24 protein-coding genes are annotated in these 25,091 nt (G+C 58.6%); 6 read left to right on the top strand and 18 right to left on the bottom strand.

Features of this window, described 5'->3' with window-relative positions; translation table 11 throughout:
- Positions 1-67: 67 nt before the first annotated feature.
- The 9 genes from EPN96_02590 to EPN96_02550 are packed head-to-tail and all read right to left on the bottom strand — an operon-like array spanning position 68 to position 8,202.
- A complete protein-coding gene (locus tag EPN96_02590) occupies positions 68-691 on the bottom strand; it encodes a V-type ATP synthase subunit D (GenBank protein ID TAL18194.1) in 624 nt (207 codons plus the stop codon).
- Positions 691-2,085, bottom strand: coding sequence for a V-type ATP synthase subunit B (locus EPN96_02585; protein ID TAL18193.1), 1,395 nt, complete (start codon positions 2,083-2,085; stop codon positions 691-693). Before EPN96_02585 ends, EPN96_02590 begins: the two co-directional genes overlap by 1 nt.
- A complete protein-coding gene (locus EPN96_02580; protein TAL18192.1) occupies positions 2,082-3,773 on the bottom strand; it encodes a V-type ATP synthase subunit A in 1,692 nt (563 codons plus the stop codon). The genes EPN96_02585 and EPN96_02580 overlap by 4 nt, the downstream gene beginning before the upstream one ends.
- A 2-nt stretch (positions 3,774-3,775) precedes the next feature.
- The gene (locus EPN96_02575; protein ID TAL18191.1) at positions 3,776-4,102 is read right to left on the bottom strand and encodes a hypothetical protein; all 327 of its coding nucleotides are present in this window, start codon (positions 4,100-4,102) and stop codon (positions 3,776-3,778) included.
- Positions 4,103-5,173 carry a hypothetical protein gene (locus EPN96_02570; protein TAL18190.1) on the bottom strand — a complete coding sequence of 357 codons (1,071 nt, stop codon included), beginning with the start codon at positions 5,171-5,173 and terminating at the stop codon, positions 4,103-4,105. It abuts the gene before it with no gap.
- Positions 5,166-5,702: a hypothetical protein gene (locus tag EPN96_02565; protein TAL18189.1), complete on the bottom strand. Its 537-nt coding sequence runs from the start codon at positions 5,700-5,702 to the stop codon at positions 5,166-5,168. The genes EPN96_02570 and EPN96_02565 overlap by 8 nt, the downstream gene beginning before the upstream one ends.
- A 26-nt stretch (positions 5,703-5,728) precedes the next feature.
- A complete protein-coding gene (locus tag EPN96_02560) occupies positions 5,729-5,947 on the bottom strand; it encodes an ATPase (GenBank protein ID TAL18188.1) in 219 nt (72 codons plus the stop codon).
- A complete protein-coding gene (locus tag EPN96_02555) occupies positions 5,940-7,832 on the bottom strand; it encodes a hypothetical protein (protein ID TAL18187.1) in 1,893 nt (630 codons plus the stop codon). Before EPN96_02555 ends, EPN96_02560 begins: the two co-directional genes overlap by 8 nt.
- A gap of 22 nt (positions 7,833-7,854) precedes the next feature.
- A complete protein-coding gene (locus EPN96_02550) occupies positions 7,855-8,202 on the bottom strand; it encodes a hypothetical protein (protein TAL18186.1) in 348 nt (115 codons plus the stop codon).
- Positions 8,203-8,412: 210 nt separating this feature from the next.
- On the opposite strand from EPN96_02550, the gene EPN96_02545 reads away from it, so the two are divergent.
- A complete protein-coding gene (locus EPN96_02545) occupies positions 8,413-9,042 on the top strand; it encodes a 4Fe-4S binding protein (protein ID TAL18185.1) in 630 nt (209 codons plus the stop codon).
- A 73-nt stretch (positions 9,043-9,115) separates the two neighbouring features.
- Here the strand turns inward: EPN96_02545 and EPN96_02540 are convergent, their stop codons facing one another.
- The 5 genes from EPN96_02540 to EPN96_02520 all read right to left on the bottom strand — a co-directional run bounded on the left by EPN96_02540 (position 9,116) and on the right by EPN96_02520 (position 14,983).
- A complete protein-coding gene (locus EPN96_02540; protein ID TAL18184.1) occupies positions 9,116-10,699 on the bottom strand; it encodes a hypothetical protein in 1,584 nt (527 codons plus the stop codon).
- Complete coding sequence (locus EPN96_02535) at positions 10,696-11,403, bottom strand: class I SAM-dependent methyltransferase (GenBank protein ID TAL18183.1); 708 nt, start codon at positions 11,401-11,403, stop codon at positions 10,696-10,698. Before EPN96_02535 ends, EPN96_02540 begins: the two co-directional genes overlap by 4 nt.
- Positions 11,393-12,391 carry a glycosyltransferase gene (locus tag EPN96_02530; protein ID TAL18182.1) on the bottom strand — a complete coding sequence of 333 codons (999 nt, stop codon included), beginning with the start codon at positions 12,389-12,391 and terminating at the stop codon, positions 11,393-11,395. The genes EPN96_02535 and EPN96_02530 overlap by 11 nt, the downstream gene beginning before the upstream one ends.
- Positions 12,392-12,506: 115 nt before the next feature.
- Positions 12,507-13,130 carry a response regulator transcription factor gene (locus EPN96_02525; protein TAL18181.1) on the bottom strand — a complete coding sequence of 208 codons (624 nt, stop codon included), beginning with the start codon at positions 13,128-13,130 and terminating at the stop codon, positions 12,507-12,509.
- Complete coding sequence (locus EPN96_02520) at positions 13,118-14,983, bottom strand: sensor histidine kinase (protein TAL18180.1); 1,866 nt, start codon at positions 14,981-14,983, stop codon at positions 13,118-13,120. The genes EPN96_02525 and EPN96_02520 overlap by 13 nt, the downstream gene beginning before the upstream one ends.
- A gap of 251 nt (positions 14,984-15,234) precedes the next feature.
- Here EPN96_02520 and EPN96_02515 point away from each other — a divergent pair, with 251 nt between their 5' ends.
- From EPN96_02515 to EPN96_02505, 3 genes are all read left to right on the top strand, one after another.
- The gene (locus EPN96_02515) at positions 15,235-16,002 is read left to right on the top strand and encodes a sulfite exporter TauE/SafE family protein (GenBank protein TAL18179.1); all 768 of its coding nucleotides are present in this window, start codon (positions 15,235-15,237) and stop codon (positions 16,000-16,002) included.
- Positions 16,003-16,036: 34 nt separating this feature from the next.
- Positions 16,037-16,246, top strand: coding sequence for a hypothetical protein (locus EPN96_02510; GenBank protein TAL18178.1), 210 nt, complete (start codon positions 16,037-16,039; stop codon positions 16,244-16,246).
- A gap of 94 nt (positions 16,247-16,340) precedes the next feature.
- Positions 16,341-16,547: an ArsR family transcriptional regulator gene (locus tag EPN96_02505; protein TAL18251.1), complete on the top strand. Its 207-nt coding sequence runs from the start codon at positions 16,341-16,343 to the stop codon at positions 16,545-16,547.
- Positions 16,548-16,935: 388 nt separating this feature from the next.
- Here the strand turns inward: EPN96_02505 and EPN96_02500 are convergent, their stop codons facing one another.
- The 3 genes from EPN96_02500 to EPN96_02490 form a co-directional block, all read right to left on the bottom strand.
- On the bottom strand, positions 16,936-17,622 hold the full coding sequence (locus EPN96_02500) for a spermidine synthase (GenBank protein TAL18177.1): 687 nt from the start codon (positions 17,620-17,622) through the stop codon (positions 16,936-16,938).
- A 16-nt stretch (positions 17,623-17,638) separates the two neighbouring features.
- Positions 17,639-18,223, bottom strand: a complete 585-nt coding sequence (locus EPN96_02495) for a hypothetical protein (protein ID TAL18176.1) — start codon at positions 18,221-18,223, stop codon at positions 17,639-17,641.
- Positions 18,224-18,440: 217 nt separating this feature from the next.
- Positions 18,441-19,448: a serine/threonine protein kinase gene (locus tag EPN96_02490; protein TAL18175.1), complete on the bottom strand. Its 1,008-nt coding sequence runs from the start codon at positions 19,446-19,448 to the stop codon at positions 18,441-18,443.
- Between the two features lie 240 nt (positions 19,449-19,688).
- Between EPN96_02490 and EPN96_02485 the strand changes: the two genes are divergently transcribed.
- Positions 19,689-21,389 carry a DEAD/DEAH box helicase gene (locus tag EPN96_02485; GenBank protein TAL18174.1) on the top strand — a complete coding sequence of 567 codons (1,701 nt, stop codon included), beginning with the start codon at positions 19,689-19,691 and terminating at the stop codon, positions 21,387-21,389.
- A 1-nt stretch (position 21,390) separates the two neighbouring features.
- Positions 21,391-21,840 carry a YaiI/YqxD family protein gene (locus EPN96_02480; GenBank protein ID TAL18173.1) on the top strand — a complete coding sequence of 150 codons (450 nt, stop codon included), beginning with the start codon at positions 21,391-21,393 and terminating at the stop codon, positions 21,838-21,840.
- On the opposite strand, the gene EPN96_02475 is transcribed toward EPN96_02480, so the two are convergent.
- Positions 21,837-24,905: a PAS domain S-box protein gene (locus EPN96_02475; GenBank protein TAL18172.1), complete on the bottom strand. Its 3,069-nt coding sequence runs from the start codon at positions 24,903-24,905 to the stop codon at positions 21,837-21,839. The two genes, EPN96_02480 and EPN96_02475, sit on opposite strands and share 4 nt — an antisense overlap.
- Positions 24,906-25,091: the final 186 nt, after the last annotated feature.

The raw sequence follows: 25,091 nt of genomic DNA, 5'->3' as shown, positions 1-25,091 counted from the left end.
AAATCCCTCTTGGATAGTCCCATATTGGGGACCCTCTATAAAGTGGAAGATGTCGCGGGTTACCCCCCTACCTCCCCCTCCTCTTTATCAACCCCTTGTACCGCTGGCGTTCGTCGCGTTCACTTTCTTCGAGGGCTTCGCTGACTTTCTTTTCGCGGGTTTCCATGGCGGGGATGAGGATGCCTTCGAGGGCGTTGATACGCCGGGAGGTCTTGCGTATCTCTTCGCCGAGGTTTCTTAGGCGTATTTCGCTGGCGGCGGTTTCAAAGATGAGTTGCAATAGCTCTTCAAACTTCCCGGCCGCCAGGGATACCTCGACGCCCGCGCCGTCGGGGTCGAAGCCGCGCCCGCGAAACTCTCTTCGTATCGCGGCGGGCTGAAAGGTGGCTACCTCCACTCCCCAGATGACCTCTTTCTTTACGTCGAGGGCCAGCTCGCGCCTTGCGGCCCAGCCGTAGGTGGCGAGGCCCGAGAGCCCTTCGGCGGCGAGCGCCCCGGCAAGCGGCCCGGCGGCTTCTCTTCCGGCCTTCTCCATCAGGTCGTGATACCTTACCCGCTCGGTGACGTGACTTAAAAAGGTTCTGACCAGCGCCTCTCTCTTCTTTTTGAGCAGCGAAAGCCCCTCGCCAGCGAGGATTATCCTCCGGCGCACCTTTAACAGGTTCTGCCTTGTCGAGGGGAGCCTCTCCATCAGACCTTCTTGCCTTTCCGGTAGGGGGCGAGCATCTCGGGGGATATCCTGTCGAGGAGCGAATCGTTGAGCTTGGCGAAAAGCCCCATCGCAAGCTCTATCCCCTCTTTGAGGGTGCGCGGCTGGTCTTTCTGGTTCAGCACCTCTTCCTCGAATTCGACGGAGAAGCCAAGGAGCGAGCGCTCGTAGGGGGAGAGGTTGTCCCTGCCGACCAGCTCGGCCATGCGCCGCACTTCGGCGGCGCGCGCGTAGAGGGAGTAGAGCTGGTCGCTTACCGCCTTGTGCTCGGGATAGGTGGATTTGCCCGCAACCTTGTCCATCAGGCGCGAGAGCGACGGCAGGGGGTTTATCGGCGGCCTCACTTCCCTGCGGAAGAGCGAGCGGTCGAGGACTATCTGCCCTTCGGTGATGTAGCCGGTGAGATCGGCGATGGGGTGGGTTATGTCGTCGTCGGGCATGGTGAGTATCGGAATCTGGGTCACGGAGCCCCCCTTGCCGCAGATTCTCCCCACCCTCTCGTAGAGCCCGGCGAGATCGGTGTACATGTAGCCGGGGTAGCCGCGCCTCCCCGCTATCTCCTCGCGCGCGGAGGAGACCTCCCGGAGCGCCTCGCAGTAGTGGGTCATGTCGGTGAGTATGACGAGTACGTCGAGCCCGAGGTCGAAGGCGAGGTATTCCGCCGCCGTGAGGGCGCAGCGCGGGGCGAGAAGCCTTTCGATGACGGGCTCGTCGGCGCGGTTGAGGAACACTACCGTCCTGTCCAGCGCCCCCTCCCTGGTGAACTTGTCGAGGAAAAACTCGTATTCGCGGTGGGTTATGCCCATCCCGGCGAAGACGACGTAAAGTTCCCTCTCCGAGTCGTCGAGATTCGAGGCGTTGCCGACGATGAGGGCGGCGAGCTCGTTGGAGGGCAGCCCCGCGCAGGAGAAGATCGGCAGCTTCTGCCCCTTTACGAGGGTGTTCATCAGATCGATGGCGGTCACGCCCGTCTCCACGTACTCGTCCGGTACCTCCCTGCACACCGGGTTTATCGCCGCGCCGGTTATCTCCCTTTCAATCGACGCGGGGTAGAGGGGCAGGCCGTCGAGGGGCTTTCCCTTGCCGTCTAGGATGCGCCCGAGCATGAACTTCGACACGGGGAGCTTCTGCACCTCGCCGCTGTAGCGAAGCGCCGTGCCGGTCACGGAGACGCCGTGGGTCGAGCCCAGCACCTGCATCACCACCGTCTCTTCGGAGAGATCCAGCACCTGCCCGTAGAGGGTCTCCCCCGCCACCGTGGTTATCTCGACGATAGCGTTGTAGACCACGTCGCTCTGCCTTCTGGCGAAGAGGAGCGGCCCCTTGACGCCCGAGACGTTGTACCAGACGCTATCTACGAGCTTCTCACGGCTCATTTTTTTCCCCCGCTTTCCGGCTCGAACCGGAGGCGCCTAAGTTCCTCCATCGGCAGCAGCTCGACCGGGTCCTCGAAATCCTTTTCCCCGGAGGAGAGGTGCGAGAGCGCTTCCCTGTAAGCTCCGAGAAACCGCTCCATCATCCGGCCGGTCTTGGCGGGAGAGCACCTGGTATCGACTGGATGGTTGTAGTCCTGGCGCAAAAACCCCTCGCGGATCGCCTTCCCAACGTTCATGAGCAGCTTTTCGCCGTCCTGGAGGGAGTTGTAGCCGACGAGCTGGGCGATGTCGCGGACGGAGTTCTCCCTCTCAAGGATTTTCCCCAGCTCCTGAACGTTTTGCCGCCAGTCGCCGCCGTCCGCTTTCTCCCACACCGGGTAGAGGCTCTCGCGGTAGAGGCTGAAGCTCTCCAGCCAGTTGACGGCGGGATAGTGGCGCTGCGACGCCAGATCGGGGTCAAGCGCCCAGAAACAGCCCGCCATGCGCAGGGAAACCTGGGTGACGGGCTCCGAGAGGTCCCCGCCGGGGGGACTAACCGCCGAAACGACGGTGAGGGAGCCGGTGGAACCGCCGCCGAGGCAGGCGACCCTTCCGGCGCGCTCGTAAAACTGGCTGAGGCGCGAGGAGAGGTAGGAGGGATAGCCCTCCTCGCCGGGCATCTCCTCCAGGCGGGAAGACATCTCGCGCAGCGCCTCCGCCCAGCGGGAGATGGAATCGGCGAGAAGAACCACCCTGTAGCCCATGTCGCGGTAGTACTCAGCCATCGTTATCCCGGTGTAGAGGGAAGCCTCGCGCGCAGCCACCGGCATGTTGGAGGTGTTGGCGACCATTATGGTGCGTTCGAGAAGGGGCCTTCCGGTGGCGGGGTCTTCGAGTCTGGTGAAATCGCTGATGATCTCGCTCATCTCGTTGCCGCGTTCGCCGCAGCCGACGTACACGACCACGTCAACGTCGAGGTTTTTGGAGAGAGCGTGCTGGAGCACCGTCTTGCCGGTCCCGAACCCTCCCGGCACTACCGCCACCCCGCCCTTCGCCAGAGGGAAAAAGCAGTCGAAGATGCGCTGCCCGGTCACGTGCGGCTCGGACGGGCTGAGCTTTCGCTCGTAGGGCCTCGGAACCCGGCAGGGCCAGCGGGAGGAGAGGTGAATCTCTTCGCCCGAGACGAGCCTGCAGACGGCATCCCTGAGGCCGAAGGGCCCTCTGTAAAGTTCCTTCACCACTCCGGAAAGCCCCGGCGGGCAGGTGATTTTGTGGACTATCGCCGGAGTCTCCGGCGTGGTGGCGATTACCTCTCCCGGAGCCACTTTTTGCCCCGGCGTGACCAGAAATTCTAACTCCCACTTTCTGGAATCCTTCTCGAAGCCGATGCGCGCCCCCCGGCCGATGAAATTGCCCTCAATCTCCGAGAGGGTCTTGAGGGGGCGCTGTATGCCGTCGAAGATCATCCCCAGAAGTCCCGGCCCGAGGCAGACGTTGAAGGGGCTGCCGGAACAGTAAACCGGCTCCCCGATGCGGAGCCCCTCCGTGCCCTCGTAGACCTGTATGGTCACGGTATCTTTCGAGATGGCTATGACTTCGCCGGTGAGGCGGCTATGTCCCACCTCGACCCTGTGGTTTATCCCCGCGCGGGGAAGGCCCGACGCAGCTACGACCGAACCGGCCACCCTGACGATTCTTCCCTCTTCCAAGTTCAGGTCCTCAGCCTTATGCGGTAACCGATCGCCCGGGACAAAAGCGCCGTCAGAAATTCCTCGGTTCTCCCCTCCCCCCTGCTTTTGGGATCGGGGAAGGGAACCACCACCGGCAGCGCCGACCGCTCTATCTTTCTCGTCATGGACACTCCCAGCCCTCCGAGAAACCTGTCGTTAAGGGCCACCAGACCGACTGACTTGTCCGAAAGACAGCGCGAAAGCGCCTCTCTCGCCCCGTCGGCGTCCGAAACGGTTTCCACCTCGACTCCGCCGAGAGCGAAGCCGCCGGAGGTCTCCCTGTCGGTTATGACCACGTAGCGGTACATTCAGCCTCCGCCCCCGGCGATTATGAGCTCTTCGCCGATGCGCTCCCGCCCCATGCCGAAATTGACCCCCCAGAGTATTAGCCGAAGGTCAACGGCTTCGGCGGCCCTCGTCCAGAGATAGCCGACGAGAATCGCCGAGGAGAGCGGATTCCCGGAGATAAAGCGCATCTGGCGGCGCCAGGAAATTTTCGCCGTGAGGGCCGCCGCACGGAGGTAATTCTCCTCCTCGATGACCCTTGCCAGACTCTCTCCCGCCGCCTTGTACCTCTTCCTTACCGCTTGCGCCAGAACCTGGCGCGCCTTCTCAGAGGAGGAGGGTTCGCCGGGAAGCTTCACCGTCCATGCTCCGCCGGGTATTGTCAGCTTCTTTTCCCGCGGTTCCCCTGAGGCGAGGGCGAGAAGGACAGTTTTGAGATTTTTCGCGTCTATCTCCTCGCGCAGGGACAAAAGCGCCGGACTCCAGAATTCCTCGCGCTCACCCTTTTCTTCGAGCCCCCTAAGCGCCTCGCGGTAGAAGCGCCGGTCGACCGAGTCCTCCAGCGACGCCACCTCCGAGCGGTACCTCCTGTCCTCGCCGAAAGACTCCCTCAACTGGCCCGCGCTCAGCACGCCGAGGAGGAGGGCCCTCTCCGCCCCCTCCCGCAGGGTCCGTGAGGAAGCTATCTCGCGCCACACCGCCTCTTCGACCCAGCCCGCCTGCACCAGCGAGCCTTGAATCCTTTCGGCGCTCTCGTGGGAGTGAAGTCCCCTTGCGACAGCCTTCATGTTCCAGGCGTCCCACCTCGAAAAGAGGAAGGAGGCCGGGGACGCGGAAAGCTCGGGAGAAAAGCCTCTGACGGCTTTCAAATCCTCCCTCAGCGTCTCCCCCACCGCCCTCTCGATGAGGAGCGCCGTGTCCTTTTCGAGATAGCCAAGGCGCGAAAGGTGGGGTCCGTAAAGGGTGTCCGTGAGCTGTTTCCTGAGTTCCTCCACGGAATCCAGCCGGGAGAGCTCGCGGAGCTTTTCGGGGCCGAGAAAACGCGATTTTCTCCCACGGAGCCTCGCGTTCAGGTAGTCGGCCGGCTCAAGCAACCCCGCCCTCCAGAATCACCGACGCAAGTTTCCCCCTCCGGGAACGAAAGTAGCTTTCCACGACGCTTTCGAGCGACCACACAAGAACCCTCGTCCCGTCGCCGGAGAGTATCGTCACCCTCTCCTCCCGGACCTCCTCAAAGGAAAAGACGAAGCCGCCGGAGGAAACCGCCAGCCCGGCCGCCTCGGGCGGTCCCTTTACCAGATACTGCCCCTCCGGAAGATCGCGGTGAACCTCTTCCCAGAAGGAAAGAAGAAGCCGGACGCGCTCCGGCCGGGGAAGGCCGCTTAGAATTCCGAGTGCCGCCGACCGTATTTTTTCCAGCGCCGTTTCAAATGATTTCGAGAAAGCGGCGTTTCTCTCGGCCCACCGGGTATCTCCCCCAGACAGGGACGGCGCCGGCGGCCACGAGACGGCGATCTCGCCGGCGCGGGCGCGGGCCTCCGAAAGTATGGCCTCGGCCCTCTGCCTGGCCTGCGCCTCTATCTCGCCCTTTTCCCGCTCGCCCTCGCGGGTTACGACGGCCAAGAGCCCTTCTTCCATGACTAAGGACACTAGAGCATCAGGATGATCATGGTCGCGACGACGAACCCGAGGATGACCATAGTCTCGGGTAACGCGACGAGTACGATGATAAAACCGCTCACCTCAGGCTTTTCCGCCATCGCCCCGGCGCCGGCCGAGCCGATGCGGGACTGCGCCCACCCCGTCCCTATGGCGGCGATTCCCACCGCCAGCGCCGCTCCGATTGCGATAAGTCCTTTTTCAGGCATTTTGCTTTCCTTTCCCGAAGGGGCGGAACTGCCTTCCGCCGTATTCGTAGAAGCGGGGTAGAAATTCAACCATGTGGAGGCGAAGCCCCTGAATGGCCGGGCCAAAGAGGCCCAGGACCATGTTGATCCCGTGGAGGACGACCACCACCGCCACGGCGGCAGCCACGTTTCCAGTGGCTCCCGCCAGTTTGTTCGTCACGAAGGCGAGCGCCGCGCTCGCTATGCCCAGAGCCATCAGGCGGGCGTAGGAGAGGATGTTGCCCAGCGCCGTGACCAGTTCGAGGACGGCGATTATGCCTTCCAGATATATTAGAACCGCTATGCAGACTATGAGGAAGACCACCGCGCCGAGCCAGGCCCCCCTGGGCAGATAACCGGCCAGAGAGCCGAGGATGAAGAAGACCGCGCAGAGGGCGGCTATCGAAACCGCCATCGCCGCTGCCCTCTTCCCGGCGCGGTCCCTAAGCCTCTGTGCAATGGCGAAACAAAAGCTCAGAAGGACGTGGACCACCCCGACGACGAGCGAAAAGACCAAAAGCGAGGTCGCCGCCTCCAGCCTACCCTGCCAGAGAGGCCGCAGGCCAATAGAATGGCCGAAACTTCCGAACAGTTCCCCGAAGACGAAGCCGAAAAAGACCGCGAAGACGCTGGAGAGGGAGAGCAGCGTCGCAATATCCCTTCCGAGAGCGGTTTTCCTGTATTTGAGGAAAACTCCGAGGGCGAGGAGGAGCCCGATCGCCCCGTAACCCACGTCGCCGAGGATGATTCCGAAAAAGAGGGGAAAGCTCAGGGCCATCAGCGGCGTCGGGTCTATTGTCCCGTAGCGCGGCAGCGGCAAAATCCGAAGCATCCTCTCGAAGGGGCGGAAAAACCCCGGATTGGAGAAGGAAACCGGCACCTTCTGCCTCTCTTCGGAGGTGATTTCGATCTCCGTGACGGTTACGTCGTCTCCGAAGCGGTCGCCGAGCACCCTTTTCAGTCCCGAAAGGTCCTTTTCCGGCAGGTAGCCCTCGCAGACGAAGAGGAAGCGGGTGCAGGACATGCCCGAGGCGACCTCGCTCTCCTCTATCTCCCGGCGAAGCCTTTGCCTCTCGCAGGTTATAAGCGGCGAGTACTTTTTCCGAAGTCCGTCAAACTCCAGCCGTATCCCCTCAAGGGTGGCGGGAACCTTTGAAAGTTGCTCTTCCACCAGAGTAAGCGCGTTGAAAAAGGGGAGATGCTCGTAGCTTTTGGGTAGCCGCATTTCGTGGATGTTTTTTTCGGCGAGGAGAGAGGCGACCGCCTCGGCGGAGGCCGGCGGAAAGAGGATGACCACTCCCAGGAGGTCTTCGTCGAGAAACCTCCAGAGGAGCTGGTAGCCGCCGCCGGTAATCTCTTCGAGCTTTTCACGCAGCGCCGGAAGGAGCTGATCCCTGTAACGCGCCTCGACGGTGACTCCCATCGCCCGTACGTGGCGCATCTCCCCGAGATCGCGCATGACCGGCCCGAAGACGCTGGCCAGTTTCCGGTAGCGTTTGGCCAGCGCGAGGTCTTCTTCGAGTTTTTCCTTCTCCGAAGACAGCTTGCGTATCCGCTCCAGGTCGCGGTGCAGTTCCTCGCGGCTGATTGAAACGTTTTCTCGGGGGCAATAGGGCGCGGCTTCGACGCCGAGCAAAGACCCCGCCTCCTCGATGAGGCGAAGCTCGTCGCGCAGTTTTTCCGAACGGGCTCGGGAGGCGGCGTCCACCTCGCAGGCGGTAAAAAGCTCGCTTTCGTTGAAGCCGTCTATTGTCCTGTTCCGGACAGGAGAAAGATGGACAAGCCCCGCCTCACCGAGCACGGCGAGGAACTCGCCCAGAAGGGGTTTTTTCCCGAAAACTCTTACCTTGGACATCGGCTCCAGCAAAGCCGGTTCTCCCGACGGTCCGCTATTTAGACTTGAAGTCTTCTCCGGGAAAGATGTCCCGAAGCGCTTCCAGTGCGAAACCGTCAATAACTTCACCGGGAAGATTCAAAACCCGCATCTCGAGGGCGTGAATCTCCCGAATCCTGTCGTCTGAACGCATCCTGGCCCCAAGCGCCCTCTTCTCGGCTATCTTCTCGCCCAGCTTCCTTCGCTCCTCCGCGGCCCTGGCGAGAATTTCAAACGCTTCTTTTCTGGCGCGCTCCTCGATAAACTCAGCCTCGGACCTGGCCCGCACAAGCTCGGCTTCGATCTCGCGCTCTTTTTGCGCAATCCGCCTGATAAGGCCGCCGGGGTCTTTTTCCGAAGCCATTTGAACCTCCACTTACAAACTTATATTACTACCATTTCCGGCATTGTCACCAAGATGGAGGAGAATTTGTCGGCACGGACCTGTTCCCGGGCACCGATTGACCGTAGACGGCCTCCCTCGCAGCGTTTAAAGTTCCCCCGGCCTGAAACTTTTTTTGGCTGTTCTCATCAAAGAATTTGTAGTCAATACCGGATTCGATGAGGTTTGAAAATGTCCAGAAAAATTAATGTAAATAAATACCGGCTGGCTCTGGGTGTGCTGGTGCCGCTGGTCATCATAGGCGGTTTCTTTAGCCCGTACTTCGGTTACGCCGTCCCGTTCACCATGATCGGCGCTATGGCTATGGCTTTTTCGGGCCGCGGAAGAAGGTTCTGCGGGAATTACTGTCCCCGCGGCTCTTTTCTCGACACCTGGCTCCGCCACCTGCCTTCTTTCAAACTCAAGCTGCCCCCCGTCAACAAGGTGCGCTGGTACGTAACCGCCGGGCTGATGGGGCTCATGGTGTGGCGCATAGCCAAAAATCCCACCGACCTCGCCTACCTCGGCGGTGTTTTCTGGATGATGTGCCTCGTGACCACCGGCGCGGCGCTTATACTTGCGGTTCTCTACCGGCAGCGCGCCTGGTGCATGATCTGCCCCATCGGCACGGTATCCACGGTCCTCAAAAAGACGACCCATACGATACCCGTGCCCGAGGGCTGCACCTCCTGCAAGCTTTGCGACAAAGCCTGTCCGATAGCGCTTAAGCCCTCGGAGGGGATTATCTGCTCCACCGAATGCCTTCAGTGCGGCGTCTGCACTGCGGTCTGCCCGAAGACGAGGAAGAAAAAGGCCGCCTGACAATCCCGCCCAAATGAAAACGGCACCCTCCTTGTGGAAAGCGCCGCCCTAAATCTCCGGGAGTGTTTTTTCCTTACCGCGGTTGAGAGTTATTTATCATCTCCATTGTTTCGAGAGCCTCGGTTCCATAAGGATTCAGCCGGAGGGAAGCTTCCGTCAGATATTTTGCGAACGGTATGTTACCTTTCAGAAAACTTATCCTGCCGTTTACCGCAAGATACCAGGAGTTACCCGGTTTTTTATTAAGCGCGGTGGTTATGTGGCTCTCGGCAAGATCGAGATCGCCCCTGTACATCGCCGAGAGGGCGAGGCTCATGTCCACGTGGGCGTCGTCGTCTCCCATTTCCTTTAGCTGGTAGAAAACGCTGTCGGCTTCAAAATAGCGCTTGGCGTTAATCAAGGCCAGCCCGTAATTGTTCAGAACCAGTACCACGTTCGGCGCTTCACTGACGGCCTTTCCCCAGAAAGAGAGCTTGCTGCCCCACACGTTTACGCGGGTAACGGTGTAGATGGAGGCGGCTGCGATGCAGATCGCGGCGCAGGCCTTTAATTGCAGTCTGTTTTTCCGGTACGCGCCGGATCTTGCGAACCGATCGATCATCCACCCCGCCGTAAGGGACAGCCCCAGCAGGGGGATGTACAGGTATCTGTCCGCCATTACCGCCGGGAACAGGATCATGAAGACGCCCGAGGCCGGCAGAAGAGCCGTGAAGTACCAGACCACACCCAACACACCCTCCGGGAATCTTCTGGCGAGACGATAAGCCGTTGCCCAGATAAGAAACAGAGCGGCCCATGAAGCGATGACGAAGGCGTCCGCAAAAGTCGTCCTGATGGGCTCTTCGTAAAAAACCTTCAGGCCGAACGGCAGAAGGGAATAACGCAGGTAATAAACCAGATAGGTTCCGGCTGAAGCCAGGCGAGTCACAAGCGGATGTGAGTGAAAGGTGTCCACAGCCGTTACGCTGCTTCTCAAAATCATGAACAGTGCGGCTATGGCCACGTAAAGAGGGAGGTGGGTTGTTATCCTGCCGCGCTTCCCTCTCGCAAAGAGCCAAAACGCCAGAACGACGGGAACCACGAGGGCGATTATCTTCGACAACAGGGCTACGGCGAAAAAAAGGACCGAATATGCGTAATTCCTGCCTCTCTCCTTCTCCTCGTATATCAGGTAATTGAGGAAGGACAATAGCACGAAGAGGCCGCAGATCAGATCCGCCCGCGCGCTTATGTAGGCGACCGGTTCGGAGTTCGCGGGGTGAACGCTGAAGATGGCCGCCGCTAAAAAGGCCGCCCATTTCCCCATGAACCTTTTTGCCGTGAAGAAAAGCGCGACGCAGACAGCCGCGTGAAGCAAGAGGTTGGTCGCCCGGTAACCCGCGGGATTTTTACCCCAGAAAAGATGATCCATCAAAAAAGTCGCGGTGGTTACCGGCCGGTAATAGGGGTTTCTAAGTCCGGTGCCTACGGCGTCGTCCGACGCGAATATCTCCGGGATATTGGATACATCGTGAAGAAAGGCGTTTTGCTCGATGAAGAGCACGTCGTCCCAGAGGAAAACGCCCCGGAGAGATATCCCGTAAACGGCTGCGACCAGAGCCATAAGGGCCGCAACCATCAACCACTCGCTTTTTTTAACGCCCAAAAAAAGTTTCACAGAGGCTTCTTCGCAATGCAAAAGACAGACAAACCCGCCGGTAACGAAACGGTCCTGAGTATCCTGTTTTCAAAAAGGGAAATTCCTAAAAGAACCTTGTTCAGCCAGCCCGGGAGCGGTGCGAGGTCGGAACCGCTCCTGCCGGGCAGGAATCGCCGCGAGACAATGGCCGCGGGCAGGGCGGCCAGGTTTCTGTAACTTAGCTTGCATATTTCCAGGCCAGCGCCGCGAACCAGCTCCCCCACCCGTTTTGTCGTATATCTTCGCGCGCCGTGCACCATTTCGTCGTGAGAGCCGTGAAGCCAGCCATAGGCTGGCGCATGGAGGATAACCTTGCCTCCGGGATGAAGAACCCTGGCCAACTCCTTCACGGCGGCCCCGTCGTCGGTGACGCCGCGATGGTAGAGAACGTCGAGGCAGAGGACGGCATCGAAACTTTCAGAGGCGAACGGGAGGGCGTCGACGCTCCCGCGGACCACCAGGTCAAAGCCGCGCTCACGGGTATGGGTGAGCGCATACGGCGAGGAATCGATTCCCACAACCTTTTTGTTTGCGATCTCTTTGAGCATCCCCCCTGTGCCGCAACCCGCGTCAAGTACGCTTCTAGCATCCGGAAGGTTCTCGGCCACCACGCTGCGCAGCGAGCGGTACCACCAGTAATCGTCCTCAAAAAGACGCATCGAGTGGTATTCTTCAGTCTCCACAGCCGGGGGCCTTCTCCTCGACGACGTTTCGGACTATGTACTGGGGGGTTCCGTTAAGGGTGAGAAACATCTGCCCGAGGTACTCCCCGATTACTCCCAGTATCAGCAGTTGCGCTCCGGAGAGGATCAGGATTGCGACGATGAGGGAGGGCCACCCAACGGGCATTGCGGGATTTTTCAGTTTTTCCGCGATGACGTAAACGCTGCCCCCGAGACCTACAATGCTGAAAAGCACTCCCAGAATGCTGCCGATGCGAAGGGGCACAACCGAAAAGTTGATTGTCATCACCGCAAAGAGCTTCATCAGTTTTTCAACTGTGTAGCCGGATTTTTTCTTCACCGTAGGCCGGTGTTCGGTGAACAGAACTCCGATGTTGCGAGTCGCCCTAAGCGCGAGGCCGTCAACGTAGGGGAAGGGGCCGCCGTAGGAGAGCACGCAATCCACCGTGAAGCGGCTCAGGCACTTGAAACTGGAGAGGTAGAGCCCCTCGGGCAGATTCATCAGCTTCCGGGCGGTATAGTTGGCCAGGCTGCTGCCCAGGTTCCGAAACCAGTGGTGGCGCTTCTTGTCGAAGGCGGAAAAGACTATGTCGCGTTTCTCGGCGATCGCGGCATCGGCGAGCCTGTAAGCTTCTTCGGGAGGATTCTGGAAATCGTCGTCCATGATGACGCAGTAATCGCTTCTGGCGTGGGCGAGCCCGGCCATTACCGCGTTGTGTTCGCCGACGTTCCTGGAGAGGTTAACAAAGGTGACCTCGCCGGGATATTTTTTCGCCAGCGCCTCGCAAACCTTGTCCGAGCCGTCGATGCTCCCGTCGTTGACGAGAACCAGCTGGAGCCGGTAACCGGTATTTGACGATATTACAGACTCGGAGAGAGTAGTGATTATCGTCGCGCTGTTATATACGGGTATTACAATTGAAAGGGAGTGAACCGCCTTTGATCTGGCGGGAACGAAATCGAGGGTTTTTGAGTTGTCGCTCTTCATCGCTGATTGCATGGGTAAAGTATAATATGCGGACTGTTTTGAGAAAATCGGGTGTAACCATTATTGTGTAGGGTTAAAGACCTACAAAAGACCCGAATGACCTTTCAACGCCGTGTTATTTTTTTGTCATGCCGTGCGAGACGGCATAGAGCACTATCTCTGTGGCCTTATGGCAACCGAGTTTCTCCATTATCCGCTGCCGGTGCGTTTCGACGGTTTTTGCGCTTATCCCGAGCGAGGCGGCGATCTCTTTTGTGCTCTTGCCCTCGGCTATCAGGGTGACGATCTCCTTTTCGCGGGGCGAGAGCCTGTCCTCGGATTCATTGGAATCGGGAGTGTCGAGCAGTTTCCCGGCGGAGGAACTTATAAACCTTTTGCCGGACGTCACGGCCTTAATGGCCGAGACAAGGTCGTCGAAGGCGTCCTCCTTAAGGACGTAGCCGTCCGCCCCCACCGACATGGCCTTTTTAACGCTGGCGGGTTCCTTGTGCATCGAGAGCATCAGTATCTTCACGGGGACGTTTTGCTGGCGAATCAGTCGCGCCACCTCGTAACCGTCGATAATCGGCATGGAGATGTCGAGTATCAGGATATCCGGCTTGAGGGTGTTGACTACGGAAAGGGCTTCCGCTCCGTTTGAGGCGGTGCCCAGAACGTCTATGGACGGTTCGCCGGAAAGAAGCTCCTTTAGCCCCTGCCGGAATATCGCATGATCGTCCGCTATGACTACTCTTGCCATTTGGCTGACACCTCTACCCTTATCGTTGTGCCTTTTCCCGGAGCGCTTTCAAGAGAGCATGTGCCTTTTAAGAGCTCCGCCCTCTCGCGCATGGTCGCAAGCCCCATGCCTGAACCGCAGTCGTAGTCGCCCTCACAACCCTTCCCGTTGTCTGTCGCCAGAAGAATAAGCCTGTCGCCGGAGCGGTAAAGCGACACGTCCAGCCTCGTCGCCCCCGAATGCCTTGCGGCATTCGTAAGTATCTCCTGAAATATGCGGTAGAGGTTATCCTTGATGCGCGAGGGGGGGTCTTTGAATTCTTCCGAGCCCGTATGGAAATGCATCTCTATCCCGTGCCTCTCGCTGAACGATTCCGCATGCCATTTCATCGCGTCGATAAGGGTCATCGATTCCACAAACGAGGGACGAAGGTCCATCGCCGCGCGCCTTACCTCCTCTATTACGGCTGTGGTGTCGGTAACGAGCGAATCGATGATTTCGGGAGAGATCTTTTCCCCCTTTCTGGCCTTGGCCAGATACATCTGCATCCTGAGTTTCATACCCAGAAGAGACTGCCCCACCCCGTCGTGGATATCGCGGGCGACCCTCCTTCTCTCCTCCTCGTGGGCGTCCAGCAGTCTCGTAGAAATCTCGACCATGTTGTTTTTCAAGCGGGCGTGGCGCGAGGTGAGCGCGTAAAGCATGCACAGGGCGAAAAAGCCCACCGAGTAATCCCGCAGGCTTGTCCCCCAGAAAACATCGAGCCGCGACCCGACAACGTATACCGCGACTCCGTAAAATATGGGCAGGGCTTCGTTCTGACGCCGGAGGAGAGCCCTCAGGACGAGAAACAGGTAATAGGCGCCGCGCAGAACCACGATTATTTTCTTGGGCCCGCTAAGCAAAAAGAGCGCGCCCAGGGGCGGAAGGAAAAGCCCCAGGGCAGCCAGACTTACTTCTATCAGGATAAAAATCCAGGCGAGGACTCCCATGCGGTCCGTGGTGAGTCTTACGATCAGGGAGATCAGCAGAATGATGGTTACGTGCGATAAAAGTTCGTTCGCTTCGTCCATCCAGTCATACGACATGCCCGACAGGTAGAGGAGATTTCCCCCCAGAAGAAAGGTCGCGGCGTAAACCGCCGTAAAGGCTATGAAGAGCACGTAGTCCGAACGGACAACGCCCTTGAGGATCAAAAATCCGTAAAAACAGATGAGAAAAAAGAACATGCAAAGAAAAGCGGCTTCGGTGGCGATTATCGGGTGAAACTGCCTCTCCCACTCGGCTCTTATGCTCTCGCGTTCCCCCAGAAGCAGCGGGCCGTCGAAGACATCGACGTTTTTACCGGCGAAAAGAACCTTGAAGGTGAGCTGGTTTTCGCCTCTCCTGAACGCCGAAACGGGGGCCAGAATCATGCGGGGGCCGCTGGGAACGGTTATGTAATCATCCGCGATGACCCCTTCGCCGCCTACAGGGACTCCGTTCAGGTAAACTTCTTCGGCGTCGGCAGGGTGAGTCAGGAGAAAGGCGGGATGTTCAAAACGGTTGGGATCGTCGAGGTTGAAAGTAATTATCGCCCAGCCTATTCCCTCCTTGTGTGCGACAGGGCCGTCAAGCCCCTTCGGGCCGAGGTTCAGGCGAGACCAGGACAGGTCTTCGCCTGCGGGAAGCCGGCAGGACGGGTCCGCGCACATAGAAAGTTCAAAGGTGCCGGCAATGGCGGCGACATCGGAAGAGGCATCGGCCACGGCGGCCGAAGCGGGACAAACAAAAACAGCGAGGAAAACCGCCGCGAGAATCCAGCAACGCGTTCCCTCAAACCTCTTTCTCAAAAGGCGCTCCGTTACTGCCCTTAAAACTGACGGCGAGAACATACGCACTGCCAACTCCGGCCTTCGCAAAAAATATTCACTAAAAACATCCCGTAATTGGTAGTTCTACACAAATTCGCACCGCCCGGTCAAACTTTCAGCGAAATAACCTTTAAATTTCATTGCCGAAAACAAATTCCCCAGTGAAAAACAATTGCGGATTTTGGTTATTATTGTCTTGTAGCCCGGCCCCCGGACTGGTATTTAGCCAAGCTCCCGAAACATTTTTAAAACAAGCTGGCGCAAGAAATAAAATGCACGACGCACTCTCGATAGCAGGTCTCGGCTTGGCCGCGCTGGGGGCCGGAATAATCAACTCGGTCGCCGGGGGAGGAAGCCTTCTTTCCTTCCCCGCCCTAATCGCCTTCGGCCAACCCGCGGTCATCGCAAACGCGACCAACACCGCCATAGTCTGGCCGGGCACGATGTCGAGCGCCTACGCTTACCGCAGGGATTTTCCCAGGGAACGGGGACTCGTCCTTTCCCTGATTCTGTCGAGTCTTCTCGGGGGGCTTCTGGGCGCCGGGATACTCGTCAATACTCCTCCCGCCATATTCCAGAAACTTACCCCCTTCCTCGTCCTCTTCGCTACCATTCTCTTCGCCGGACGCGAGCGTTTCACCAGACTCCTTCGCCTTGAAAGCGCGGGGCAAAATCCGGGCTGGCGCTCCAGGGCTATGGGTTTTATCTACCAGTTTTCGGTCGCCACCTACGGCGGCTATTTCGGCGCCGGGGCCGGGATGCTGATGCTGGCTTCCTTCGGCTTCATGGGTCTTCGGGACATTCACGCCATGAACGCCCTCAAGACCACCCTCGCCGCGCTTCTAAACGGCATAGCGCTCGTCTACTTCGCCCTCGCAGGCATTATCGTCTGGCCGCTGGCGCTGACAATGGGGTTTTGCGCCCTCGCCGGCGGCTGGATAGGGGCGAAGAGCGCAAGAAAGATGAATCAGGCAACCGTTCACAAGGTGATTACCGCCCTCGGGCTTGTTGCTTCGGCCTGGCTCTTCGTAAAAGGATGAACTGCCGGGGGCTCAGAACTTAGAGGAGTTTTTAATGGGCGAGCTTGTGCTGACGATGAAGTTCGTGGTGGCTTTTCTGATAGTCTCGGGACTGGTTCTCACGATAATCGCCGTGCTCCAGCTTGGCGGCAGGGAACTTGCGCTCACCAAAAACCAGAGGCTTTTCATTCTGGGGGTGCTCGCCGTCATCGACTTTTTTCTCCTTCTCGTCGGCTACGTCGCCTTCTTCGTCAGGCTTGGCTGACGGGTTTGAGGATTGGCGCCGCCGGTAGTAAACTTTTTCCATCGGGCCTTGACGCTGCTTTTTAAAAGGAGTGCCGGGAATGGCGAAAAAAGAAATGCCGAAAGCGGAGGAAATCGAGAGGATTCCCGTGAAGGAAGCCTACGAGAAGGTTAACGCCAAAAAGGCCCTCCTCATCTGCGCTTACGAGGACGCATTAGATTGCGCCATCCTGCGGCTGGAAGGCTCGATATCCATCCAGGAATTCCGCAAGAAACGCTCCACCCTGCCCCTGGACACGGAACTCATCTTCTACTGCGCCTGAGAGCACGAGGAGAGCTCCGCCGGTCAGGCGGCAAAAAACATCAAACTGGGATTCAAAAACTCAAAAGCTCTTCTGGGCGGGATAAAGGCCTGGCGTGAGGCGGGGCACAAGCTCGCCTGGGAAAAAAAACGCGGCTAGTGTCCCGTGCGGTTAGCGGCTTCCGGCAATATGGGCGTCGATTCGCTCGATCCGGCCCACCCGAAGGGCGTTTGAATCGGATGTGAAATCAGTTTTTCGCCCATTTGTCTCCCCCCGGACGCAAAATTATCTGGCCGGGAACCGCGCGAAGTGAGGAGCCCGAATACCTGGCCTGTATTCGGGCGACGAACGACAAAGCGGACCGAGATGAAGCGACGTCCATATAGGAAGTGACTAGCCGCACAGGACACTAGTATTTCTCTTTGGCCTTCTTTGCAATCCAGACAACGTGCCTTCCTCCCCTGCCCGCCCCTCTGGGGTGAGAGGAAACGGCCTCGGCGGTAAAGCCTTTTTTGCGAAGGCGGCGGGTGAAGTGTTCATCGGGGTGCGCGGACCAGACGGCGAACACCCCGGAGGACCTAAGAGCCCTGTGGGCCGCCCAAAGCCCCTCGTCGGAGTAGAGGCGGTTGTTGGCGTCCCGGCAAAGAGCCTCGGGGCCATTGTCCACGTCAAGCAGGATGGCGTCGAAGACGCTGACGCTGGCGATGATGATATCCGCAACGTCGGCTTCGACGGCCATGAGTCTTTTATCCTTGAGGGGATTGCCGGCAAGGTGGGAAAGGAGGGTGCGGTTCCACTCTATTACCTTTGGAACCAGTTCGGCGACCGTTACGCGAGCTTCCGGGCCGAGCATTTGAAGGGCTTTCGCGGCGGTGTACCCGAGACCGAGGCCGCCGATAAGAACGCGGGGATTTTTGACGCCCCTCAGCTTTTCCAGCGCCAGAGTCGCGAGGGCGTCTTCGGAGCCGTGAAGGCGGCTCGTCATAAGCTCCTCGCCGTTTTGCCTGATTACGAATTCCCCCCCGCGCCTGTGAAGCGTCAATACTCCGCCCCTGCCGGGAACCTCCGCGCTGTCAACCAGCTCCCAGGGGATCAAGAATAACCCGCCTCCGTCACTCTTCTTCCTTCTTCTTCGCGTCTTCCAGAGCCCAGAGAGTGAAGTCGTCCAGAACCTCGTCGCCGTCGTCTTCATCGACGCCCGCGAGGAATTTTTTGCCGCCGGAGCGCTCCTTGATGGGACCCTTGGGAACGCGCTCCTCCTTGGACTTGAAGGCCTCCTTCTTTTTCTGACCCTGTTTGGCGTCGGGGCCGAACTTCCTTCTCGGCTGGCCCGACCAGCTTGCATCCTCGTCGGGGGCGGAGGGAAGACCAGAAAGGTCGGGCCTCGGCGCCATCGAAGGCCTGGGGGTAAAGGGCCTCGGCGCAGGACGGTCGCCCGGGGGCCTGTCTTCTCTCGCCCGCGCCTCGTTCACCGCGAGCGCCCTTCCCTTGAACATCTGCTGGTTAAAGCGGCGGATCGCTTCATCCGCCTGGGCTTTTTCAGGGAAATCTACAAAAGCGATTCCTTTGGGCTTTCCTGACTCCCGGTCTACCGGTATGCGCACCTGGGTGAGCGTTCCGACCGGCGAAAAAAGTTCTCTTAGCTCCGCTTCCGTGACGTCGTAGGTTAGATTTCCCACGAAAAGTCTGACTGACATCGTTTCTCCTGCCTGATTTTTAAAACTCTGACGATTTTTTAAGGTTAATAAGACGATATTTTCAAAAACCCGTATCCCCGTAAAGCCGGGATTTAAATGTGCGATTCCCCGGAGAACATCCGAGAATGGATGTTGCAACAGCTTTGCCCCGGCAGACAAGTCAAAAAGTCAATTAGACTCAATTTTACCCGGATATTTGATTTAAGTTGCACACGGGTCATATAAAATCGAGAGGGGGCTCATCCATAAGCGCCGCCTGCTCCCGAAGTGAGAGTATCTGCTCCTCCCAGTATTTCGGGGTGTTGAACCACACAAAACTCGACTTGAAGGCCGGGTCTTCCCACCTCCGGGCGAGCCAGGCCGAGTGGTTCAGCATCCGAAGAGCCCGGAGCGGCTCTATGAGGAAAAGTTCCTTCGGGTTTATATCGGCGAATCCGGCGTATCCCTCAAGCACGTAATTCAGCCCCTCCTGGCGCTCATGGCGGTTGCCAAAGATCAGCATCCAGAGGTCCTGTATCGCCGGGCCTGTGCGGCAGTCGTCGAAATCGACGAAATGCGGCCCCTCCCTCGTCCAGAGTATGTTGCCGGGATGACAATCGCCGTGAAGGCGGATGCCGTAAGCCCCCTCGGGGTCGATTCCCGCCTCGCCCCATTTTTCCCTGACCCTCCGGAGCACCTCTCCGGCAAGGGTTTTGTAGGCCGTTTCCAGATAGGCGGGGACAAGCCCCTTTTCGAGAACGTAGTTTACCGAATCGTCGCCGAAAGTCCGGGGATTAAGGGCGGGGCGGTTGACGAATCCGCGGGTTTTACCCACGGCGTGGATGCGGCCCATGAACCTGCCCATCCACTTCAGGGTGTCCTCGTCTTCCAGCTCGGGCGTCCTGCCGGGCTGTTTGTTGAAAAGGGCGAACCTGAACCCCTCGTATTCGAGCAGGGTAATGCCGTCCTCCAGAAGGAGCGGGGGCACGACCGGAACCTCGTGTTCGGCCAGTTCAAGGGTGAAGGAGTGCTCTTCGAGGATGGCCTCGTCGCTCCACCTGCCTGGGCGGTAGAATTTCGCCACCAGAGGCTCGCCCTCCTCTATCCCCACCTCGTAGACCCTGTTTTCGTAGCTGTTAAGCGCCAGAAGACGCCCGTCGGTGCGCAGCCCCGCGCTGTCCACGGCGTCCAGTATAAGCTCGGGGACAAGCCCCTCGAAAGGGAGTTTTCCTTCAGCATCTTTCATGGAAGAGAGTTTGACAGCCCTTGAAGGCAGATGCAAATTTTCCCGCCGGATATTATGCAGTAATTCTCCTCTCGCCTTTTTTTTCGCCGGTATTAGACTTTAATGCGAGCAACAGCCGGAGTTTTTTGCGAATCTCCTTGACACCAAAGGCCGGTGCGGGGACTATCCGGGCTCGCTCGCGGGCCGGCGCCGTAAAGCCGTCCGAAACCCGCTTAATTCCTTTTATTCAAGGCTATTTACATGACCCAGGAAAACGAAACGGTATCCTTTGAAGGGATGGGACTCTCCTCAGCCCTTCTGAAGGCAATATTTGAAACGGGGTACGAGGCCCCGACCCCCATCCAGACCCAAACGATTCCCGCCCTCCTCTCGGGGAGGGATTTAATCGGACAGGCGCAGACGGGAACCGGCAAGACGGCCGCTTTCGCCCTGCCGCTTTTGCAAAATATCGATCTTTCGGACCCGAGGGTGCAGGGACTCATACTGGTTCCGACCCGCGAACTGGCGCTGCAGGTTTCCGAGGCTCTTCACACTTACTCAAAATACCTGGGGCGGATAAGCGTCCTCCCCATCTACGGCGGGCAGCCCTTCCCCACCCAGCTTAGAAGGCTGCAGCAGGGCGTCCACGTCGTTGTCGGCACCCCCGGCAGGATCATGGACCACATGCGGCGGGGCACGCTAAAGCTCGACAGCCTCAAGTACCTCGTCCTGGACGAGGCCGACGAGATGCTGCGCATGGGGTTTGCGGAAGACGTGGAGTGGATCTGCGAAAAGACCCCCGCGACCCGCCAGACGGCGCTCTTTACCGCCACTCTCCCCCCGCGCATAAACTCCATTGCGAAAAACTATCTGAGTAACCCCCTCACCGTCGAAATCACCCACAAGACAAGAACCGTCTCGACGGTAGAGCAGCACTACCTGAACGTCTCCGAGAGCCAGAAGCTCGAAACCCTCACCCAGATTCTGGGCTGGGAAAAGATAGACTCGGCCCTCATCTTCACGCGCACGAAAAACGGAGCCGCCGAGCTTGCGGGGAAACTCATAGCCAGGGGAATAGCGGCGGAACCCCTCCACGGCGACATGAATCAGGCGCAGCGCGAGCAGCTTATCCGCAAACTGCGCAATAAGCAGGTCGAGGTGGTAGTCGCCACCGACGTCGCCGCCAGGGGGCTCGACGTAGAGCACATCTCCCACGTCTTCAATTACGACATCCCCTCCGACGTTGAGGTCTACGTCCACCGCATAGGCAGAACCGGACGCGCCGGGCGCGCCGGTGTGGCGATCCTCTTCGTCACTCCGCGCGAGCGCAGGATGCAAAAGGAGATCGAAATCTATACCGGCAGCCGCATGACGCCGATGAAGGTTCCCACCCGCGCCGACATAGCCGCCCGCGCAATGGCCCACTTCAAGGAAAGCGTGGGGAAGGTCCTCGGGGAAGAGGGACTCGAAATGTATCTGGGGCTCGTCGAAGCCATCGCCGAAGAAAGCGGCCACGACATGGCCGAAGTCGCCGCGGCTCTGGCTAAAATCGCCCTCGGGGACAAGAAGGTCGAGATGTCCCTGGAGAAGGAAGTTCAGGATTCCGGCCCCGTCGAGGAAGGCATGTTCCGCCTCTTCATCTCCGCCGGTCTGAAGGCCGGGGTGCGCCCCTCCGACGTGGTGGGCGCGCTCGCCAACGAAGGCGGCATACCCGGAAAGGAGATCGGGGCTATCGACATAAGCGACCGCTACACCCTCGTCGAGATTCCCCTGCGCTACCGCGACCGCATCCTCGCCGACATGGCGGAAACCACCCTTCGCGGGAAGCCCGTGCAGCTAAAGCCCGCCCTCCCCGAGAAGGAAATGCCCCACAGGGACAGGCCGAAAAAGGACGGACGCTCCACCTACGCCAAAAAGCCCAAGCCCGCTCCTTTCCACAAAAAATCCCCGAAGAAGGGCTAAAGTGCTCGACGTCTACGTCGATGCCGACGGCTGTCCGGTAAAGGAAGAGATATACAAGGTGGCGAGGCGTCACAACCTCGCCGTCTTCGTCGTCTCCAACCGGCACATACACATACCCCATGAAGAAAAGATACGGCTCGTGGTGGTCAAAAACACCTTCGACGCGGTTGACGACTACATCGCCCAAAACGTCAAGGTGAACGACATAGCAGTCACGGCGGACCTCCTGCTCGCGCAGAGGTGCATAAAGGCCGGGGCTGTAGTCCTGAATCCCAAGGGGCGCGAACTCGACGAGGAATCGATCGGCAGCGCCCTTGCGATGAGGGAGCTTCTGGACCATCTGCGGCAGACCGGGGAGAACACCGGAGGCCCCGCGCCGATGGCGGGGCGGGACAGGTCGGAATTTCTCAGGAGCTTTCACGAAGTTGTCGAGAGAATAAAGAGGGGTTAGGAGGCTTTATCCATAATTTTTCGGATAACTCCGGTCAACTGCGACAAAACCACCGGCTTTTGCAAAAACTCCTCGATTCCCAGTTCCGTAGCCATCCTCTCGTTGATTTTCTCGCTGTAGCCGGTGCAGAGGATTACCGGAATGGAGGGGCGGATGGCGCGTATCTCTTTCGCAAGCTGGTCACCCGTCATTGCGGGCATTGTCATGTCGGTTACAACAATATCGAAATCGTCCGGCGACTTGCTGAATATCTCCAGCGCCTCGGGACTGCCTGAACTTACGGTGACTCTGTAGCCAAGCTTTCCAAGGGCTTTTTTGGCTACGGTGACGACCATCAGCTCGTCGTCTACGAACAGGATGCGTTCGTTGCCGGGCAGCGGGCTTTCGTCGCCGCCGGGAGCCTCCTTTCCCATGCCGGTTTCGACCACCGGAAGATAAATCTGGAAGGTCGTTCCTTTACCCTCCCCGCTTTCCACCGAGATCGCGCCCCCCATCCTGCCGACAATCCCATGAACGGTGGCGAGCCCCATTCCCGTGCCCTCGCCCTTTTTCCGGGTGGTGAAAAACGGCTCGAAAATATGTTCCCTGACCTCGGGAGTCATGCCGCAGCCGGTGTCGCTGACGGTAAGCCTCACATACCTGCCCGGAGCAAGATTCGGGTGGCCTTTCGCGAAGACGAGGTCGAGTTCGACGCTGTCGAGCGACACCGTGAGGGCGCCTCCCTTTTCCCTCATTGCGAGCGAGGCGTTGGTGCAAAGGTTGACGATGATGCTGTGTATCTCGGTGGGGTCTCCGAGAATTACGGAGTCCGTCTTTATCTCGGTTGTTATCTCCACGGTCGAAGGTATAGAGGCCCGAAGGAGCTTCATCGCTTCCTTGACTATGGGTTTTACCATTACCGGTTTTTCCTCGCGCTTTCCCTGTCTGCTGAAAGCCAGAATCTGCTTGACCAGCTCCACCGCGCGGTTTGACGCCAGCAATACCCCCTGAATATCCTCCCTGAGTTCCGGGTTGTCGCACTCGTCGAGGGCCAGCTCTCCATAGCCGATGATGGCGGAGAGGATGTTGTTGAAATCGTGCGCTATCCCTCCGGCCATGACCCCTATGGCCTCCAGCTTCTGGGATTGGGAGAAACGCTTTTCCATCTCCTCCTGCTGCGTGATGTCCCTCTGGGTCGATACGTACCCGATTACCGCTCCGAGTTTGTCGCGTATGGGGGCGATGCCCACTGACTGAACGATCTCCTTCCCGCCCTTCGCCCTGTTGATGAAACGCCCCTGCCAGGAGCGTCCGGCGTCGAGTTCCGACTTCATGTTTTTGTAGGTCTCCGCTTCTTGGCCGCCGCCGTAGAGAAGCGAGACTTTTTTGCCGGTTACCTCGCTCCTCGCGTAACCGGTCGAGCGCTCGAAAGCGGGATTCACGTACTGGATGACCCCCCTGGAATCGGAGATTATTATGTCGTCCGCCGCCTGTTCAACCGCCGTCGCGAGGCGGGCCATAGACTCTTCAGCGTGCTTTCTCTCCGTAATGTCCATGAATACGGCTATTCCGGCCCTCACCTTGCGGTCTTCACCGTAAATCGGCCCGGCGTTGCTCAATATCCAGCGGTCCTCGCCTCCCGGCCGCCGTATGAGAAATTCCCTGCTGCTGGTCTCCCCGTGCTTTACGGCTCTGGCAAGGGGCGCTTCGCCGGTGGTGAGCGGAGTGCCGTCGCCGTGGCGCATGCCGAGCGCCGAGACGTACCCGGCGAGGGCGAATTTCTTCAGCAGATCCTCTTCGCTCCTGCCCATTATGATCTGTCCGGCGCGGTTTATGTATCTGACCGTGCCGTCGGGGGCGTCGGCGATGACTATGCCCGCCTGGCTGTTGTCCAGCGCGGCCTGCAAGATCGCCTTGGTCTCGAAAAGCTCCTCGGTTGTCCTTTTTCTTTCGGTTATATCCCTTGAAACCCCCACCACCTCAACCGGCTTGCCCCCATCGCCTGTTATGACAGAAGTCACAACCTCGGTAAAAACGATTGTGCCATCCTTTCTGGTCTGGCTGATTTCATTGGTGCAGACTATCGCCGTGGGATCGCCAGCCTCAACCGCAGCGATAATTTGCGGCAAGCTCGCATAAAACCGGCGCGCTGATTCAGGAGTAAGAACCTTATCGAGGGTCTGCCCCATCGCCTCGTCCACGGTGTAGCCGCGAAGCCTCTGCACGGAAGGGCTGACGAAAGTGAATTTCATGGTGGCGAGATCGATAACCCAGATGACATCGCCGGTATTTTGAGAGACAAGCCTGTATTTCTCCTCGCTTTCCCTGAGTTTCGTTTCTGCCTTTTCCTTTTCCTCCACCCTGCCGGACATGAAGGAAAAGCCTGAAACCAGCAGCCCGAGTCCGATGCCCCATATTACGAGGAAGATCGCGGAATCCACTTCCATCTCGGAATTAACGATCTCCAGATAAGGACCCAGAGGAACCGAAACGCTTATCCCTCCCCTCACGTCTCCGACCTTGTAGCCCTGTACGGCGTGGCACTTGAGGCAGCTTTCCTCGGTTACGAAAGGCCTTATGTACCTCATGAACCTTTCCCCCCCGATGCATTCGATCGACGACGCCTCCGTGGCTCCGTTTTCAAAGGACTCAAGGGCTTTTGCCTCCCACGGGTCGGGCGCATTCTCGGGCCTTAGCGGCTTTAAGCTGGTGATGTGACTCCTTATTCCGTACCTGTCTCCGGCGAGTTCAAAAACCTGTCTGGTCATGTAGGCGGGATTAATCAGAGTAAGATGCAGTCCCGACGTGGTCGTCACGTCGCGGTTTTTGAGACCCGCAAGGTAGGGATTTGGAGGGGTTTTATCGGTCGCCGGAACATATACTCCGCCCTGGGCGGCGCTCCAGCGGCGGTAGAGAAGGTCTTTGTTGTAGCTCGCGAACGCTTCTATTTTTGCCAGGTATTCCGCCTTTTCCCTGTCCTGGTAGATGTTGAAGGTCAGCAAAACACCCACCAGAGCCGTCCAGCAAAAACCCAGGAACAGGGCGCTGTTTCTGAGGCGCGATGTCAGGCTGAAAGAGGATTTCATTCAGGTCATACGGCCCCTTTCATGTTATTTTCAGTTGCGCCGCTCCTTTTAAAAAATAATTCCCCGTCTTTTAGCGGGGAAAGACGGCGGTCTAAACAGGAGTCAAAAAGCGATTCAACAAAGCGGACGAATAAAAACCCAATTTTAGTCTAGCACCCGATAAGGGCCGGACAAGTTTTTTTGTCG

Source organism: bacterium, assembly GCA_004322275.1.
GTDB lineage: Bacteria > Desulfobacterota > Deferrisomatia > Deferrisomatales > BM512 > SCTA01.
Note: the sequence above shows the minus strand (reverse complement) of the source record. Positions and strands in the feature narration are given on the sequence as shown.

Bases quoted from the DNA above. Each gene is read 5' to 3' on its own strand.
- EPN96_02590 (TAL18194.1), bottom strand. From the start codon at position 691: ATGGAGAGGCTCCCCTCGACAAGGCAGAACCTGTTAAAGGTGCGCCGG.
- EPN96_02585 (TAL18193.1), bottom strand. From the start codon at position 2,085: ATGAGCCGTGAGAAGCTCGTAGATAGCGTCTGGTACAACGTCTCGGGC.
- EPN96_02575 (TAL18191.1), bottom strand. From the start codon at position 4,102: ATGTACCGCTACGTGGTCATAACCGACAGGGAGACCTCCGGCGGCTTC.
- EPN96_02560 (TAL18188.1), bottom strand. From the start codon at position 5,947: ATGCCTGAAAAAGGACTTATCGCAATCGGAGCGGCGCTGGCGGTGGGA.
- EPN96_02550 (TAL18186.1), bottom strand. From the start codon at position 8,202: ATGGCTTCGGAAAAAGACCCCGGCGGCCTTATCAGGCGGATTGCGCAA.
- EPN96_02545 (TAL18185.1), top strand. From the start codon at position 8,413: ATGTCCAGAAAAATTAATGTAAATAAATACCGGCTGGCTCTGGGTGTG.
- EPN96_02530 (TAL18182.1), bottom strand. From the start codon at position 12,391: ATGAAGAGCGACAACTCAAAAACCCTCGATTTCGTTCCCGCCAGATCA.
- EPN96_02525 (TAL18181.1), bottom strand. From the start codon at position 13,130: ATGGCAAGAGTAGTCATAGCGGACGATCATGCGATATTCCGGCAGGGG.
- EPN96_02520 (TAL18180.1), bottom strand. From the start codon at position 14,983: ATGTTCTCGCCGTCAGTTTTAAGGGCAGTAACGGAGCGCCTTTTGAGA.
- EPN96_02515 (TAL18179.1), top strand. From the start codon at position 15,235: ATGCACGACGCACTCTCGATAGCAGGTCTCGGCTTGGCCGCGCTGGGG.
- EPN96_02510 (TAL18178.1), top strand. From the start codon at position 16,037: ATGGGCGAGCTTGTGCTGACGATGAAGTTCGTGGTGGCTTTTCTGATA.
- EPN96_02505 (TAL18251.1), top strand. From the start codon at position 16,341: ATGCCGAAAGCGGAGGAAATCGAGAGGATTCCCGTGAAGGAAGCCTAC.
- EPN96_02495 (TAL18176.1), bottom strand. From the start codon at position 18,223: ATGTCAGTCAGACTTTTCGTGGGAAATCTAACCTACGACGTCACGGAA.
- EPN96_02490 (TAL18175.1), bottom strand. From the start codon at position 19,448: ATGAAAGATGCTGAAGGAAAACTCCCTTTCGAGGGGCTTGTCCCCGAG.
- EPN96_02485 (TAL18174.1), top strand. From the start codon at position 19,689: ATGACCCAGGAAAACGAAACGGTATCCTTTGAAGGGATGGGACTCTCC.
- EPN96_02475 (TAL18172.1), bottom strand. From the start codon at position 24,905: ATGAAATCCTCTTTCAGCCTGACATCGCGCCTCAGAAACAGCGCCCTG.